13 protein-coding genes are annotated in these 13,647 nt (G+C 63.9%); 3 read left to right on the top strand and 10 right to left on the bottom strand.

What is annotated here, in order from left to right:
• Positions 1-26: 26 nt before the first annotated feature.
• Together PMI04_RS16645 and PMI04_RS16650 are read left to right on the top strand one after the other, a co-directional pair.
• Entirely contained in the window at positions 27-827 is an 801-nt protein-coding gene (locus PMI04_RS16645; RefSeq protein WP_007714299.1) for an RNA methyltransferase, read from the top strand.
• A 58-nt stretch (positions 828-885) separates the two neighbouring features.
• On the top strand, positions 886-2,199 hold the full coding sequence (locus tag PMI04_RS16650; protein WP_007714298.1) for an MFS transporter: 1,314 nt from the start codon (positions 886-888) through the stop codon (positions 2,197-2,199).
• Here PMI04_RS16650 and PMI04_RS16655 read toward each other — a convergent pair.
• From PMI04_RS16655 to PMI04_RS16700, 10 genes are all read right to left on the bottom strand, one after another.
• Complete coding sequence (locus tag PMI04_RS16655) at positions 2,162-2,719, bottom strand: GNAT family N-acetyltransferase (protein WP_007714296.1); 558 nt, start codon at positions 2,717-2,719, stop codon at positions 2,162-2,164. The genes PMI04_RS16650 and PMI04_RS16655 overlap by 38 nt on opposite strands.
• Positions 2,720-2,806: 87 nt before the next feature.
• Positions 2,807-5,185 carry a TonB-dependent receptor gene (locus tag PMI04_RS16660; protein ID WP_238536001.1) on the bottom strand — a complete coding sequence of 793 codons (2,379 nt, stop codon included), beginning with the start codon at positions 5,183-5,185 and terminating at the stop codon, positions 2,807-2,809.
• Between the two features lie 440 nt (positions 5,186-5,625).
• Entirely contained in the window at positions 5,626-5,994 is a 369-nt protein-coding gene (gene rplS, locus PMI04_RS16665) for a 50S ribosomal protein L19 (protein ID WP_007714292.1), read from the bottom strand.
• Between the two features lie 13 nt (positions 5,995-6,007).
• Entirely contained in the window at positions 6,008-6,739 is a 732-nt protein-coding gene (gene trmD / locus PMI04_RS16670; protein ID WP_007714291.1) for a tRNA (guanosine(37)-N1)-methyltransferase TrmD, read from the bottom strand.
• The gene (locus tag PMI04_RS16675; protein WP_007714290.1) at positions 6,736-7,008 is read right to left on the bottom strand and encodes a hypothetical protein; all 273 of its coding nucleotides are present in this window, start codon (positions 7,006-7,008) and stop codon (positions 6,736-6,738) included. Before PMI04_RS16675 ends, trmD begins: the two co-directional genes overlap by 4 nt.
• 54 nt (positions 7,009-7,062) lie before the next feature.
• On the bottom strand, positions 7,063-8,562 hold the full coding sequence (locus tag PMI04_RS16680) for a serine hydrolase domain-containing protein (RefSeq protein WP_007714289.1): 1,500 nt from the start codon (positions 8,560-8,562) through the stop codon (positions 7,063-7,065).
• Positions 8,563-8,631: 69 nt separating this feature from the next.
• Positions 8,632-9,126, bottom strand: a complete 495-nt coding sequence (gene rimM / locus PMI04_RS16685; protein WP_007714288.1) for a ribosome maturation factor RimM — start codon at positions 9,124-9,126, stop codon at positions 8,632-8,634.
• A 5-nt stretch (positions 9,127-9,131) separates the two neighbouring features.
• The gene (gene rpsP / locus PMI04_RS16690; RefSeq protein WP_007714287.1) at positions 9,132-9,581 is read right to left on the bottom strand and encodes a 30S ribosomal protein S16; all 450 of its coding nucleotides are present in this window, start codon (positions 9,579-9,581) and stop codon (positions 9,132-9,134) included.
• Between the two features lie 41 nt (positions 9,582-9,622).
• Entirely contained in the window at positions 9,623-11,134 is a 1,512-nt protein-coding gene (gene ffh, locus PMI04_RS16695; protein WP_037487261.1) for a signal recognition particle protein, read from the bottom strand.
• A 194-nt stretch (positions 11,135-11,328) separates the two neighbouring features.
• On the bottom strand, positions 11,329-12,051 hold the full coding sequence (locus PMI04_RS16700) for a hypothetical protein (protein ID WP_007714284.1): 723 nt from the start codon (positions 12,049-12,051) through the stop codon (positions 11,329-11,331).
• Between the two features lie 148 nt (positions 12,052-12,199).
• On the opposite strand from PMI04_RS16700, the gene PMI04_RS16705 reads away from it, so the two are divergent.
• The gene (locus tag PMI04_RS16705; protein ID WP_007714281.1) at positions 12,200-13,597 is read left to right on the top strand and encodes an amino acid permease; all 1,398 of its coding nucleotides are present in this window, start codon (positions 12,200-12,202) and stop codon (positions 13,595-13,597) included.
• The last annotated feature ends 50 nt before the right edge of the window (positions 13,598-13,647 follow it).

Genomic DNA, 13,647 nt, shown 5'->3' on the forward strand with positions numbered 1-13,647 from the left:
GCGGACCAGAAGGCAGGACGCAGCACGTGGCACGCGAAATCACCGGTTTTTCCAACCCGCTGGTCAAGCGCGTGCGCTCGCTGCGGGAAAAGAAATATCGCAAGGCCGAAGGGCTGTTCCTCGCCGAAGGGCTGCGCATCCTGACCGAAGCGCGCGAAGAAGGCGTGCTGCCCGAAATGCTCTTCCATGCGGGCTCCACCCATCCGCTCGCGCTCGACCTGATCGACGCGATCGAGGCGGACGGCGGCGACGTGATCGAAACCACGCCCGACATCCTCTCGAAGATCAGCGGCAAGGACAATGCCCAGGCGGTGGTCGGCGTCTATCGCGACCGGCTGACCCCGCTGGAAAAGCTGGATCGCAGCACGGCGGACATCTGGATCGTTGCCCAGTCGCTGCGCGATCCCGGCAATCTGGGCACCATCCTGCGTACCGGCGACGCGGTCGGTGCCGGCGGCCTGATCCTGATCGACGATTGCGTCGACCCCTTCTCGGTCGAATCGGTGCGTGCCAGCATGGGCGCCCTCTTCACCCAGTCGATCACCCAGGCGCGCTGGGGCGAATTCATGCACTGGCTGCGCCAGGGGCCGGGCGACCTCATCGGCACCAGCCTCAAGGCCACCCAGGATTATCAGGAGCCCCGCTATCAGAGCCCCAGCTTCCTGCTGGTCGGCAATGAGGCACAGGGCCTGCCCGAAAGCTATGAAGCCGAATGCGACCAGTTGGTGAAGATGCCCATGCTGGGCAAGGCCGACAGCCTCAATGCCGCCGTCGCCACGGCAGTCATGGCCTATGAGCTGCTGAACCAGAAACGAAAGACATCATAACCGTCATCCCGGCGCAGGCTGGGATCTCACTTTTCTTCAAGCAGACGAAAGAAGAGAGATGCCGACCTTCGCCGGCATGACGCAAAGGGGGCAAGACGACGTGACACAGACGAGCGGCATGGGCGCAATGTGGCGGCACAAGCGGGTGCTGGCGGCCAGCCTGATCGGCACGGCAGTCGAATTCTACGACTTCTACATCTACGCCACCGCCGCCAGCCTGATTTTCCCCTCGCTCTTCTTCCCGTCCTCCTCGCCCTCGGCGCAGTTGATGGCGTCCTATGGCAGCCTGGCCCTGGCCTTTCTCGCCCGGCCCGTCGGCGCTGCGGTGTTCGGGCATTATGGTGATCGCGTCGGGCGCAAGGCAACGCTGGTTGTCTCGTTGATGCTGATGGGCGGGTGCACGCTCCTGATCGGCTTTCTCCCCACCTATGCCATGATCGGCTTTTGGGCGCCGCTCATTCTCTGTCTACTACGCTTCGGCCAGGGCTTCGGCCTTGGCGGCGAATGGGGCGGGGCGGCGCTGCTGGCGGTCGAGAACGCGCCCGAAGGCTGGCGTGCCCGCTTCGGCATGTTCCCGCAACTGGGGGCGCCGGTCGGCTTCATCGCCGCCAATGGCCTGTTCCTGCTGCTGGGTGCCTTCCTCAGTGACGCCGAATTCTTCGCCTGGGGCTGGCGCCTGCCCTTCCTTGGCAGCTCCGTGCTGGTGATCCTCGGCCTCTGGGTGCGCCTGAAGCTTACCGAGACGCCCGAATTTGCCGCCGCACAGAAGGAAGCGCCACCACCCGCCGTACCGCTTGCCACCCTGCTCTCGACCCATCTGGGCGCGGCCATTGCCGGCACCTTCGCCTGCGCGGCCTGCTTTGCCGTCTATTATATCGCGACGGCCTTCGCGCTGGGCTATGGCACCACGGCGCTCAAGATCGACCGCGAGATATTCCTGGCAATCCAGCTCGGCGCGATCCTGTTCATGGCGTTCAGCATCGTGCTGGCCGGCTGGTGGTCCGACAAGACCACGCCAACCCGCGTTCTTGCATGGGGCTGCGCCGGCACGTTGGTCATGGGCGTCGCCTTCGGGCCGCTGATCGGCACCGCCACATTACTGCCGATCTTCGCCGCCCTCAGTTTCGCCCTGTTCGTGATGGGCTTCATCTACGGACCGCTCGGCGCGTATCTGCCCGCGCTCTTCCCGACCCAGCTGCGCTATACCGGCGCCTCCTTCGCTTTCAATCTGGGCGGCATATTGGGCGGCGCATTGGCGCCGATCGTCGCCACCTGGCTGATCGGCGCACAGGGCGTTACTCTGGTCGGCCTCTACATGTCCGCCGCTGCGCTGATCAGCCTTGCGGGCCTCTGGTGGACGAGCCGGCGATGAGTTTCCGCATCAGCACCAGCGGCACGCCGTTGTCCTGAAAGGGTTGGACGTCGACGAAGCCGAAGCTGCGATAGAGTGGTACGCCAGCCATCGTGGCCGATAGTTCCAATGCGCTAAAGCCTTCCGCCCCCGCCGCCTGCTCGCACAGGGACAGGATCAACGTGCCTACGCCTTTGCGGACATGGTCGGGATGGGTGTACATGGCCCGCACCCTGGCCGCTTCGGTCGCCGGGTCGAGCATCCGGTCGTTGCGGCCAGCACTATGATCGCCGCCATAGGCTGTCGCCCGCCGACTCCAGCCGCCGCAGCCTGCGATCGCATCGCCATCCTGGATCAGGAAATAGGTGCCGTCGGCGATCAGGCGACTGTCTAGGCCCATGAAGCCATGGCTGGCCTTGACCTGTTCGGGCGTCAGAAAGTCGTCCTGCAAGTGATCGATCGCCGCCGTCATCACGGCGGAAAGACCCGCTTCATCGTCGCTGGTCGCGATGCGGTGGTTCAGCCGGGATAATATGGTCATCAGCTCGACGATATCTGGTGCGCTATCAAGCGAAAATCAAAAAAAGGGGGACTGCCGGACCAAAGCCCCGCAGTCCCCTCCATTCCATCAGAACTTGAAGCTGACGCGGCCATACCAATAGCCGCCGTTGATGCCATAGGGCGACAGGGTAACCGGCGCGTCGAGCACGGCACCGCCGTCGATCGGCAGCCCGTCGGGACCATTGGGCACGGTATCCGTCTTCTTGTTGAAGAGGTTGTTGGCCCCAACGCTCAGCGTAATGCCCTGGGGCATCTCATAGCTGACTTCCAGATCGGTGATCGCCGCCGCACCGACCCCGACGGTCGGCGTGCCGCCATCATAGATCACGACCTGCGACGCCTTGCCATAGAAGGTTTCGCGCAGGTTGGCGCTGAAGCCGCCCATGGTGAACAGTGCCCCGGCGATGATCTTATATTTGGGCGACGCGTCCTCCAGGATGGAGCGCGCATCCGCCGCATAGAGATCCTCGTCGATCCGCAGCTTCGTGATCTTGGTCTCGTTATAGTTGGCCGACAGCGACCAGAGGATGCTCCCTTCGCCGATCGGCGTCGGATAGCTGGCGGTCACATCGACCCCGCGGGTGCGGGTATCCGCGCCGTTGGTGAAGAGGTTGACGCCGGCATCGCCGACCGAAAGCACATAGGGATCCAGCACATTGCCATGCGCCGCGATCGCGTCGAGCACCGCCTGGTTGGTCACCACGCCGCCAGTCAGACCCACGATCGAGCCGGTACCGACGATCCGGTTCTTCACCTTCACCTGATAGGCATCGATGGTGATGCTCAGCTTGTTGATCGGGCGAATGACCAGGCCGGCGCTGAAGTTGGTCGACGTTTCCGGCTTCAGGTCTTCATAGCCCAGCAGCTTGGCCGCGTCGGAGTTCGGCGGCAACTGCACATAGGCCGTGGTCGGTCCAACGTTGGTCGCGGAATAATAGGATTCGAGCAGCGAGGGCGCACGGAAACCGGTGCTGACCGTCCCGCGGACCGCGAACTGATCCGAAATATCGATGCGGCTGTTGATCTTCCACGTCCATTTGGTGCCGAAATCGCTGTAGTCCTCGTAGCGGACGGCGCCATCGACCTTCCAGATGTCGATCGGGTTGAGCGCGATGTCGGCATAGGCGGCGACATTGTGCCGCTTGTGCTTGCCCGCATCGGTCGCCAGGAAGCCCGGATAGGACTGGCCACCTTCAAAATAGGTCGACTCGAAATTGCCCTGGCCGATCTGGAAGGTGTTTTCGCGATATTCGGCGCCGAATGCCAGGTTCATCGGCGCAGCCAGGCCAAGCTCGATTTCCTTGGCGATGTCGATATTGTTGGTCCATTCCGACGCCTTCAGGAAACCGTCATAGAAGTTGGACGGGGTATAGCCGGTGTTGATGAACAGCGTGCGGTTGGCCGAATCCAGCGTGTAGAGCTTGGCATAATCCTGGCCATAGGTGGTGCTGATATCCCAGCGGAACCCGGCCGTCTCGCCCTTGATGCCACCGGTGTTGGAGAAATCATCCTCCTTGATCGCTTCGCGCGGATTGAAGCCATAGGCGCTGACCAGCAGGTCCTCGCCCGCTTCGCCCAGCGTATTGGACCGCGACACGCGCCAAGGCTGACGATAGTTCTCATAGGCGCTCGCCTCGCGGCGGCCATAGCTGCCAAAGGCATAGAGTTCGACGCCGCCGAAATCATGGCCGGCATTATAGACGATGGTGGTCAGGGTCGACCGCGCATCGCCGACGATCCGATTGGTATAGGGCGCGTTGGGCAGGCCGATCGCCGCCATCGCCTCATGGTCCGCACCCAGATCGTCGCGCAGGCTGCCATCCGCGTTATAGATACGCGAATCCACCCCGCCCCGCTGCGAGAAGCCGTGATAGCGGTGGAACATGGTGAAATTGGCATAGCTATCTTCGCCCAGATCCGGCGCGAAGGTGACGCTGCCCGAATAGGTCGTGCCATCGCCCTTATAATATTGGCCGCCGGTGAAGCTGCCCGAAATGCTGCCCTTGTCTTCCTTGAGGATGATGTTGATGACGCCGGCGATCGCATCCGAACCATATTGGGCGGCCGCGCCGTCTTCCAGCACTTCGATGCGGGCGATCGAACCGGGCGGGATCATGTCGAGATCGGGTGCCACGCCGCCCTGGAAAGGTCCGCCCAGCACATGCAGGTTGGCGGTGCCATGCCGGCGCTTGCCGTTGACCAGCACGAGCGCATGGTTGGGGCTCAGGCCGCGCAGGCGCGCCGACAGCGTCAGGTTGGCGGTATCGCCGCCAAAGGCTTCAGCCGTGAAGGAGGGCACCAGTTGGCCCAGCACCTGGTTCAGGTTGGGCTGCCCGACCTTTTCCAGCATCGCACTGTCGAGAACCTTGATCGGCGCGGCGCTTTCTGCGGCAGTCACGCCGGTCGCGCGCGTACCCGTGACGATGATGGCCGCACCGTTGTCCACGGCAGCGGCTTGCGGCGCACTATCCTGCGCAAAAACGGGAACAGAAGAACAGATTGCAACAGCAATCGCAGCACGAGAAACTAGACCCGTATACTTCATGAAACAGCCCCCTAATTTGTTTTTTTGACGGAGCCTCTCCTAGAAATAATATTGTTTTTACTACCCCTGTTCGATCCAATCATTTGACATAACCGCCCACGCCGCAAAGCCGTTCGGCCGCAACAGAGCAACATTTAGCAATGACTGGAAACGGAAGGCTGACATAAAACCGCCACATGCGAAAACGCATTTTGCGAGGGGCGGCGAAATCCTTTCGCATACGCAAAATGCGGCGACGTCAAAAAAGCGATCAACACATTGCAACACAACGAAAAAGGCGGCGACCCTGGGGGCCGCCGCCTGTTTCTTTTTTACAACTGTCAAGAACAGTTTTTGAAGGATTAACCTTCGGTACGCGTATCGCGACGTTCGGCGATGCGCGCGCGCTTGCCGGTGCGACCACGCAGATAATAGAGCTTCGCACGACGCACGATGCCGCGACGAACGACCGTGATCGAATCGATGTTGGGCGAATAGAGCGGGAACACGCGCTCCACGCCTTCGCCGAACGAAATCTTGCGAACGGTGAAGTTGCTGCCCATGCCCTTGTTGGAGCGGGCAATGCAGACGCCTTCATAGTTCTGAACGCGGCTACGCTCGCCTTCGATGACCTTCACGCCGACACGCAGCGTGTCACCGGGGCGGAAATCGGGGATATCCTTGGCGAGAGCGGCAATGTTTTCCGCCTCGATCTGCTGGATGATGTTCATGTAACGTCAGTCCTCAAGTCTTTTGCTGCGCACCAGAGGGCGACTGGTCCCGAACACCAATATGGCGTTCCCAAAGGTCCGGCCGCCTTAGCCGTGTATCTGCCTCCGCCTGTTGTTTCCGCCAGGCGGCGATCTTCGCATGATCCCCCGATCGCAACACTTGCGGGATCGTGCGCCCCTCCCATTCTACCGGTCGGGTATAATGCGGATATTCGAGCAAACCCGTTTCAAAGGATTCTTCGACACCGCTGGAAGCGGCGCCCATTACACCGGGAAGCAGGCGGATGCAAGCATCGAGCAGCATCAGCGCGCCCATTTCCCCGCCGGACAGAATGATGTCCCCCATCGATATCTGCTCGATCGGCCGGGCCTCGAAAATCCGCTCGTCAAACCCCTCGAACCGACCGCACAGCAGCGTCACGCCCGGGCCGTCGGCCAGCGCCCGCACCCGCGCCTGGGTGATCGGCGCCCCACGCGGCGTCATCGCAATCACCGGCAGGTCCGGCCGCCGTTCCAGCGCATGGTCGATACCACGCGCCAATATATCGGGCTTCAGCACCATGCCGGCCCCACCGCCTGCCGGCGTATCGTCGACAGTGCGATGCTTGTCGGTGGCAAAGCCACGCATCTGGATCGGATCGCACGACCATTTCCCTTCGGCCAGCGCCCGCCCAGCGAGCGACACGCCCAGCGGCCCCGGGAACATCTCGGGATAGAGGGTCAGGATCTGCGCGGCAAAGCTCATCGCCGGCGTGCTCGCAACCGCGCAGCGGACAGCCCGCCAATCAGGCAGAGCGCGCCACAGCCCAACATCACCAGGCCGATCATCCGCAACATGTCGGCAAATGGCCGCTCGGGGTGCAACATACCCGGCAACAGCACCAGAAGCGGCAAGGGGCAGACCAGCCCAATCGCCACCAGCACCTTCACCCAGCGCGGCCAGCTCAGACCGAACAGCCGCCAGCCCCCGGCCAGCATCATCAGCAGATAGATTGCGGTCAATATTTGCGCCATGACAGCGCGCCTAGAGCATTTTCATCGCAGGGGAAACAGCCGATAGCGGTCCGATCAGGGCGCCTTCACCTCCAGTTTCAGCTCCTGTATCTGCGCCGTCGCGGTCGGCGCCAGCAGCAGGCTGCCCGCCACCCTGCCCTTCTCGCAGGGCCAGGTGAACTTGCCCGCCAGATTGCCGGTCGCCGTCACCGGCGCGTCCACCTGGCAGGCTCCCACTTCGTCCTTCAATGCTGCCAGCCGCCTGCTCCAATGCTCGGCATCGACATCCATCAGAACATTCGTGGCCAGAGCCTCCTTTGCCGCCAGCACATCGCCTGTCGCATAGATGCGTCCCGCGCTGGCATAGGCTTGCGCCAGCAGCGGCGTCACCGGCACCGGTCGGGCGATCAGCGCCCCGGCCTTCTGCAATGCCACCGCGGCATCCCAAGCGGCGCTCGCCCCGCCATTATAGGTGCGGTTGGTGAAGACGAAGATGCCGACGCCATAATCGGGCATCAGCATCACATGGCTGCCATAGCCCGGATAACCGCCGCCATGGGCCAGGGTAAGGCCCAGGTCACAATCCTGCGCAATCCGCATGGCAAAGCCATAGGCAGCCGCCTGGCGGCACGCCGTCGGCCCGCTCCTGCCGTTGCGCTGGGCCACGCCCATGAAATTGCTGCCCTCCGCCAGCATCCGCACCGAAGCCCGGGATAGCGGCCCGCTCTCCGCATCGTCGCGCGGCGGCCAGGCCGACAACAGGAAGGCGACCCAGCGCGCATAGTCTTTGGCGCTGGTCTGCAGCCCGCCCATCGCACCGAATGCACCATCGGCCATGTCCGGCTCGCGCTTCCAGCGGCCATCCTCCCAGCGATAGCCCAGCGCCCGCCGCTCGACCGGCCATTCGCTGACCTGATAGCCGCTCGACGCCATGCCCAACGGCCCCAGCAGGCTTTGTTCAACATAGCGGCGATAGGCCATGCCGGATATATTGGCGACGATCCGCCCCAGCACGGCAAAGCCGAAATTGCTATATTCATAATGGGTGCCGGGTGCGCTGCTCATCGGCACGCCCTGCGCCAGCATCCTGGTAAAGTCCGCATCCGGCAGCGGCGTCTGTCGGTCGCCCCAGGGATTGTCGTCGACAAAGCCCGCGCTGTGGGTCAGCAAGTCGCGGATACGGATGCGCGGGCTATCCTTGGTGGCATAGGTCCAGCCGCGCATTTCCGGCACATATTTCTCGGCCAGATCGTCGAGCGAGAGCTTCCCCTCCTCGCGCAGCTTCAGGATCGACAGGGCGGTGAACGCCTTGGTCATTGACGCAATCCGGAACAGGCTGTCGGGCGTCACTGGGCGCTTTTGCACCAAATCTTGCACGCCAAAGCCCTTCACATGGACCAGCTTGCCGTCGGCGACGATGCCATAGACCAGGCCAGGCGCATGGCTGTCGGCCTGGAAATCCGCAAAGAGCCTGTCGATTTCAGGAATGGCAGCATCGATCTGCTTCGTGCCGGCCGCCCTGGCTCCGTCGGTCAGAGGCGCGGCCAGCAGAAGCAGACAGATAACAAGGCGCATCGATGATCCCCCAGCAGTGAAGGGACCAGAATGCCATCCAACCCCTTGATCGCAAGGGGCATCATTTGATTATTCGGTAAAAGCCGCCTCGATGACGGCGCCGTTCTCGTTCAGCACCACCGCGTGCATCGGCGCCATGAAGCGCTTGCCGGGCTTGCCCTCTAGCGACGGCCGCTGCACCTCGATGATGTCGCCGGCGCCGAAATTCTCGACCGCGACGATCTCGCCCAGCATCTCGCCGGTGCTGCTGGTGCAGGGAAGGCCGACCAGGTCGGCATGATAATATTCGCCCTCGGGCAAGGCCGGCAGGGCAGAACGTGGGACGGTCAGCGCCGTGCCGCGCATGGCTTCGGCCGCGCCGCGATCGCCAATCTCGGCAAAGCGGGCCACCGCGCCATTGGGGCCGGCGCGCACCGACTTCAACGTCAGTACGCGCCCGGCCGCATCGAAGCTCTTGTAGCTCTTCAGGGCGTCGGCCCCTTCGCCAAACAGCTTCAGACGGACTTCGCCCGCCACGCCATGGGCACCGATGATCGCGGCCAGGGTGACGGGCTTGTCGGTCAAGAGGATCAGCCCTCGGCCTGTTCGGCAGCAGCTTCCTCGGCGGGAGCCGCTTCTTCAGCCGGTGCTTCGGCAGGCGCCTTGGCAGCTTCTTCAGCGGCGATGCGGGCTTCTTCAGCCTCGGCAGCCTTGGCAGCGCGATCTTCAGCGCGATCCTTGGCCTTCTGACCCGGCTCAGCCTTGTTCGGATTGTTGCGGGCAGCGCGCTCCTTCACGCCGGCGGCGTCCAGGAAGCGGGCAACGCGGTCGGTCGGCTGGGCGCCAGCGGCAACCCAGTGCTTCGCACGCTCGACGTCCAGAACGACGCGCTTCTCGTCGCCCTTGGGCAGGACGGGGTTGTAGCTGCCGATACGCTCGATGAACTTGCCGTCACGCGGGGCGCGGCTGTCAGCCACGACGATGCGGTAATAGGGGCGCTTCTTGGAGCCGCCGCGCGACAGACGAATGGAGGTTGCCATGGAACTAGACCTTTCTACTCAAACCAAATTAGGAAAATTGCTTATTTCTTCATGAAATTCTGAAAGCCGGGGGGGAGCTTGGGCATGTTGCCGCCCAGGCCACCAAGGCCACCCAGACCCGACAGGTCGGGCGGACCGCCCTGCCCATCCGCGCCGCCCGGACCACCCAGGCCGCCAAGACCACCCAGGCCGCCAAGACCACCCATGCCACCGCCGCCGGTGAACATCTTGGCCAGCCCCTTGAGGCCGCCCATCTTGCGGATCTTCTTCATCGCCGTTTCCATTTCCTGATGCATTTTCAGGAGACGGTTGACGTCCTGCACGGTGCGGCCGGCGCCCTTGGCGATACGGATCTTGCGCTTGGCGTTGATCAGCGCGGGCTTCTCGCGCTCCTTGGGGGTCATCGACCCGATCATCGCATCCAGATGCAGCAGCGTCTTGTCGTTGGCGCCGCTATTGGCCATCGCCGCCTGCGCCTTCTTGAGGCCCGGCAGCATGCCTGCCAGTGCGCCCAGCCCGCCCATGCGGCGCATCTGGTTGAGCTGACTGCGCAGGTCGTTCATGTCGAACTGACCCTTGGCCATCTTCTTGGCCAGCTTGTCGGCTTCCTCGGCGTCGATCGTCTCGGCCGCCTTCTCGACCAGGCTGACGACATCGCCCATGCCCAGGATGCGCTGGGCAACGCGGGCCGGATGGAAGGGCTCGAGCGCATCCAGCTTTTCGCCGGTGCCGGCGAACTTGATCGGACGGCCGGTGACCGCGCGCATCGACAGCGCCGCGCCGCCACGGGCATCGCCATCCATACGGGTCAGCACGACGCCGGTCAGCGGCACTTGACTCGTGAAGCTGGTCGCCACGTTCACGGCGTCCTGGCCGGTCAGCGAGTCGACCACCAGCAGGATTTCCGCCGGGTTGGCGACGTCGGCAACCGCCTTCATCTCGTCCATCAGCGCCTGGTCGACATGCAGTCGGCCGGCGGTGTCGAGCATGACGACGTCGAAGCCCTGCAGCTTGGCCGACTGCAGCGCGCGCTTGGCGATGTCCACCGGCTGCTGGCCGGCGATGATCGGCAGGGTCGCGACATCGATCTGGGTACCAAGGACGGCCAGCTGCTCCTGCGCGGCCGGGCGCTGGACGTCGAGCGACGCCATCAGCACCTTCTTGCGCTCCCGATCCTTCAGGCGCTTGGCGATCTTCGCGGTCGAGGTGGTCTTGCCCGACCCCTGCAGGCCGACCATCATGATGACGGCGGGCGGGGTGACGTCGATCAGCAGGTCGCTGGTTTCCGCACCCAGCGTTTCGGTCAGCGTGTCGGAGACGATCTTGACGACCATCTGACCCGGCGTGACCGAGCGCAGCACATCGCTGCCGACGGCCTTTTCGGTCGCCTGGTCGACGAACTGGCGGACGACGGGCAGCGCCACATCGGCTTCCAGAAGCGCGATTCGCACCTCGCGCATCGCGGCACGGACATCGTCCTCCGTAAGCGCACCGCGCCCACGCAGCTTGTCGAATACCCCACCGAGACGATCGCTTAGCGAATCGAACATCATCACCTCAATTCGGGCACAAAACCCGGAAAATCCATGCAAAGACCCAAAACGACAAAATCGCCGGCGGGCGAAACCTCGCCGGCCAGCGTCCATTCAATATCCCTCTTGGATATCCTGGAGTCGTCAGGGTTCCAGAACAAGAGTCCCGGATGCAGGGCGGCCCTTAAGCCAAAGCGCCTCAAAGCGCAAGCCTGCTATCCTGCTGCCAGTGCGGCGGCCGCCCCGCCGATCAGCGCCGTCCGCCCCAGCGCCTCGACCAGCACCAGCCGCCCGGCAATGACGACCAGCCCCCAGCGATAGGCCGGATGCACTGCGCCGCGCAGGCCGATGTCGCCGCGCATCGCGATCGCGACATAAAGCAACTGCATCAGCGTCGCGCAACTGCCCGCCCATGGCCCCAATAGCGGCATCGGCAATATCCGGCCAAAGGCAGGCTCCAGCATGGCGATGGTGCCGCACAGCATCAGCCGCTTGTGCCAGTCACTGCGCCGCCGCAACAATATCCCCGCCAACGTCAGCGCACCAAAGGCCAGCATGTCGAGCGGCCCCAGCACCAGGAAAATGCCGGGCGCGAAGAAGGGCGGCGCGCGCCCCATCTGCACCGCCAGGATCGACGTCGCGACACCCCAGGGAATCATGAAACAGGCCAGCCCCGCCGCAACCCAGCCCAACTGCCGATGGATATCGGTTCGCCGCTGCGCGACCAACAATGCCTGCGCCAGGAATAGCAATGTCCAGGCCAATAGCGACGCGGCATGGACATGCACCCACCAGGGCACCGTCGCGACGTCCACATAGCCCCGCAGCGCAAAGCTGCCAAAGCCGCCGATCACCGTAACCGCGATCAGCACGGCCATGCCGGTGAAGATGCGCCGCTCGCGCGCCTGCCGCTCGATCACACCGATAGCCGTCGCCATTGCGTCAACCTCCCGCTCATTCGCAATATTAGCGCAGCGGTAGCGGCGGATATTGTAAGAAGTCGCCACATCCCGGCTCGACGCTTGCGCCGCCCTCCGCTTTGCGCCAGCAAACGCGCCATAGACCGTATAAAGGGGGAGCCATTTCATGAGTTGGACACGTCGCAAGCCAATGGAGGCGATGACGCCCCAGGGAGGCGGCCACAGCATGGCACGCACCCTGTCCTGGCCGCATCTGCTGGCGCTGGGCGTCGGCGCGATTGTCGGCACCGGCATTCTCACCCTGATCGGCGTCGGCGCCGACCGTGCCGGCCCCGCCGTCCTCGTCTCCTTCGCCATTGCCGGCGCGATCTGCGCCTGCGCTGCGCTTGCTTATGCCGAACTCTCGACCATGATGCCGGCAGCGGGCAGCGCCTACAGCTACTCCTACGTCGTGCTGGGCGAAGGCATTGCCTGGATCGTCGGCTGGAGCCTGATCCTCGAATATTCGCTGGTCGTCTCGACCGTGGCCGTCGGCTGGTCGGGCTATGCCGCCCCGCTCCTCACCCCGCTCGGCTTTCCCGAGGCGCTGACCAAGGGGCCGGAGCTTGGCGGCTTCATCAACATCCCCGCCATCTTCATCATTGGTGTCGTCGCCGCCCTGCTGATGTTCGGCACGCGCGAAAGCGCCCGGCTCAACACGCTGCTGGTGCTTATCAAGATCGCAACCCTCAGCCTGTTCGTCTGGGTCGCCCTGCCCGCCTTCGATGCCCAGCATCTCGAACCCTTCATGCCCTTCGGCTTTGCCAAGCATATGGGGCCTGACGGCATCGAGCGCGGCGTGATGGCGGCGGCCGCGATCATCTTCTTCGCCTTCTACGGCTTCGACGCGATCTCGACCGCGGCGGAGGAAGCCAAGAACCCGGACCGTGACCTCGCCATCGGCATCGTCGGCTCGCTGATCATCTGCACATTGATCTATGTGCTGGTCGCCGCTGCCGCCGTGGGCGCCATGCCCTTCACCCGCTTTGCCGACAGCCCCGAACCACTCGCGCTCATCCTGCGCGAAATGGGCCAGGGGCCGATCGCCCGGATCGTGGCGATCGCCGCCGTCATCGCCCTGCCGACAGTGCTGCTGGGCTTTCTCTACGGCCAGAGCCGCATCTTCCTGGTGATGGCGCGCGACGGCTTCCTGCCGCAATCGCTCGCCCGCATCTCTAAGCGCGGCACGCCCGCCCGCATCACCGCCGTCACCGCGATCCTGGTCGCGATCATCGCCGGCGTGCTGCCGATCGACCAGATCGCCGCGCTCGCCAATGCCGGTACGCTGATCGCCTTCACTGCCGTCGGGGCCTGCCTGCTGATCCTGCGCCGCCGCGCGCCGGACATGAAACGCCCCTTCCGCACCCCGGCGGCGACGCTGGTGGGCCTGGGCGCCGTGCTGGGCTGCACCTATCTGTTCTTCAGCCTGCCGATGAAGACCATCTATGCCTGCCTGATCTGGAACGCGATCGGCCTTGCCGTCTATTTCCTCTACGGCCAGAAACGGGCCACCGCAGTCCGCTGACGCGAAGCATCAACGCAAAGAAAAAGCCGCCCGTTGCGATAGCGACGGGC

The organism is Sphingobium sp. AP49, assembly GCF_000281715.2.
Taxonomy (GTDB): domain Bacteria; phylum Pseudomonadota; class Alphaproteobacteria; order Sphingomonadales; family Sphingomonadaceae; genus Sphingobium.

Excerpts from the sequence above, each read along its gene's own strand:
- PMI04_RS16650 (WP_007714298.1), top strand. The coding sequence starts at position 886 with ATGCCGACCTTCGCCGGCATGACGCAAAGGGGGCAAGACGACGTGACA.
- PMI04_RS16655 (WP_007714296.1), bottom strand. The coding sequence starts at position 2,719 with ATGACCATATTATCCCGGCTGAACCACCGCATCGCGACCAGCGACGAT.
- rplS (WP_007714292.1), bottom strand. The coding sequence starts at position 5,994 with ATGAACATCATCCAGCAGATCGAGGCGGAAAACATTGCCGCTCTCGCC.
- trmD (WP_007714291.1), bottom strand. The coding sequence starts at position 6,739 with ATGAGCTTTGCCGCGCAGATCCTGACCCTCTATCCCGAGATGTTCCCG.
- PMI04_RS16675 (WP_007714290.1), bottom strand. The coding sequence starts at position 7,008 with ATGGCGCAAATATTGACCGCAATCTATCTGCTGATGATGCTGGCCGGG.
- PMI04_RS16680 (WP_007714289.1), bottom strand. The coding sequence starts at position 8,562 with ATGCGCCTTGTTATCTGTCTGCTTCTGCTGGCCGCGCCTCTGACCGAC.
- rpsP (WP_007714287.1), bottom strand. The coding sequence starts at position 9,581 with ATGGCAACCTCCATTCGTCTGTCGCGCGGCGGCTCCAAGAAGCGCCCC.
- ffh (WP_037487261.1), bottom strand. The coding sequence starts at position 11,134 with ATGATGTTCGATTCGCTAAGCGATCGTCTCGGTGGGGTATTCGACAAG.
- PMI04_RS16700 (WP_007714284.1), bottom strand. The coding sequence starts at position 12,051 with ATGGCGACGGCTATCGGTGTGATCGAGCGGCAGGCGCGCGAGCGGCGC.
- PMI04_RS16705 (WP_007714281.1), top strand. The coding sequence starts at position 12,200 with ATGAGTTGGACACGTCGCAAGCCAATGGAGGCGATGACGCCCCAGGGA.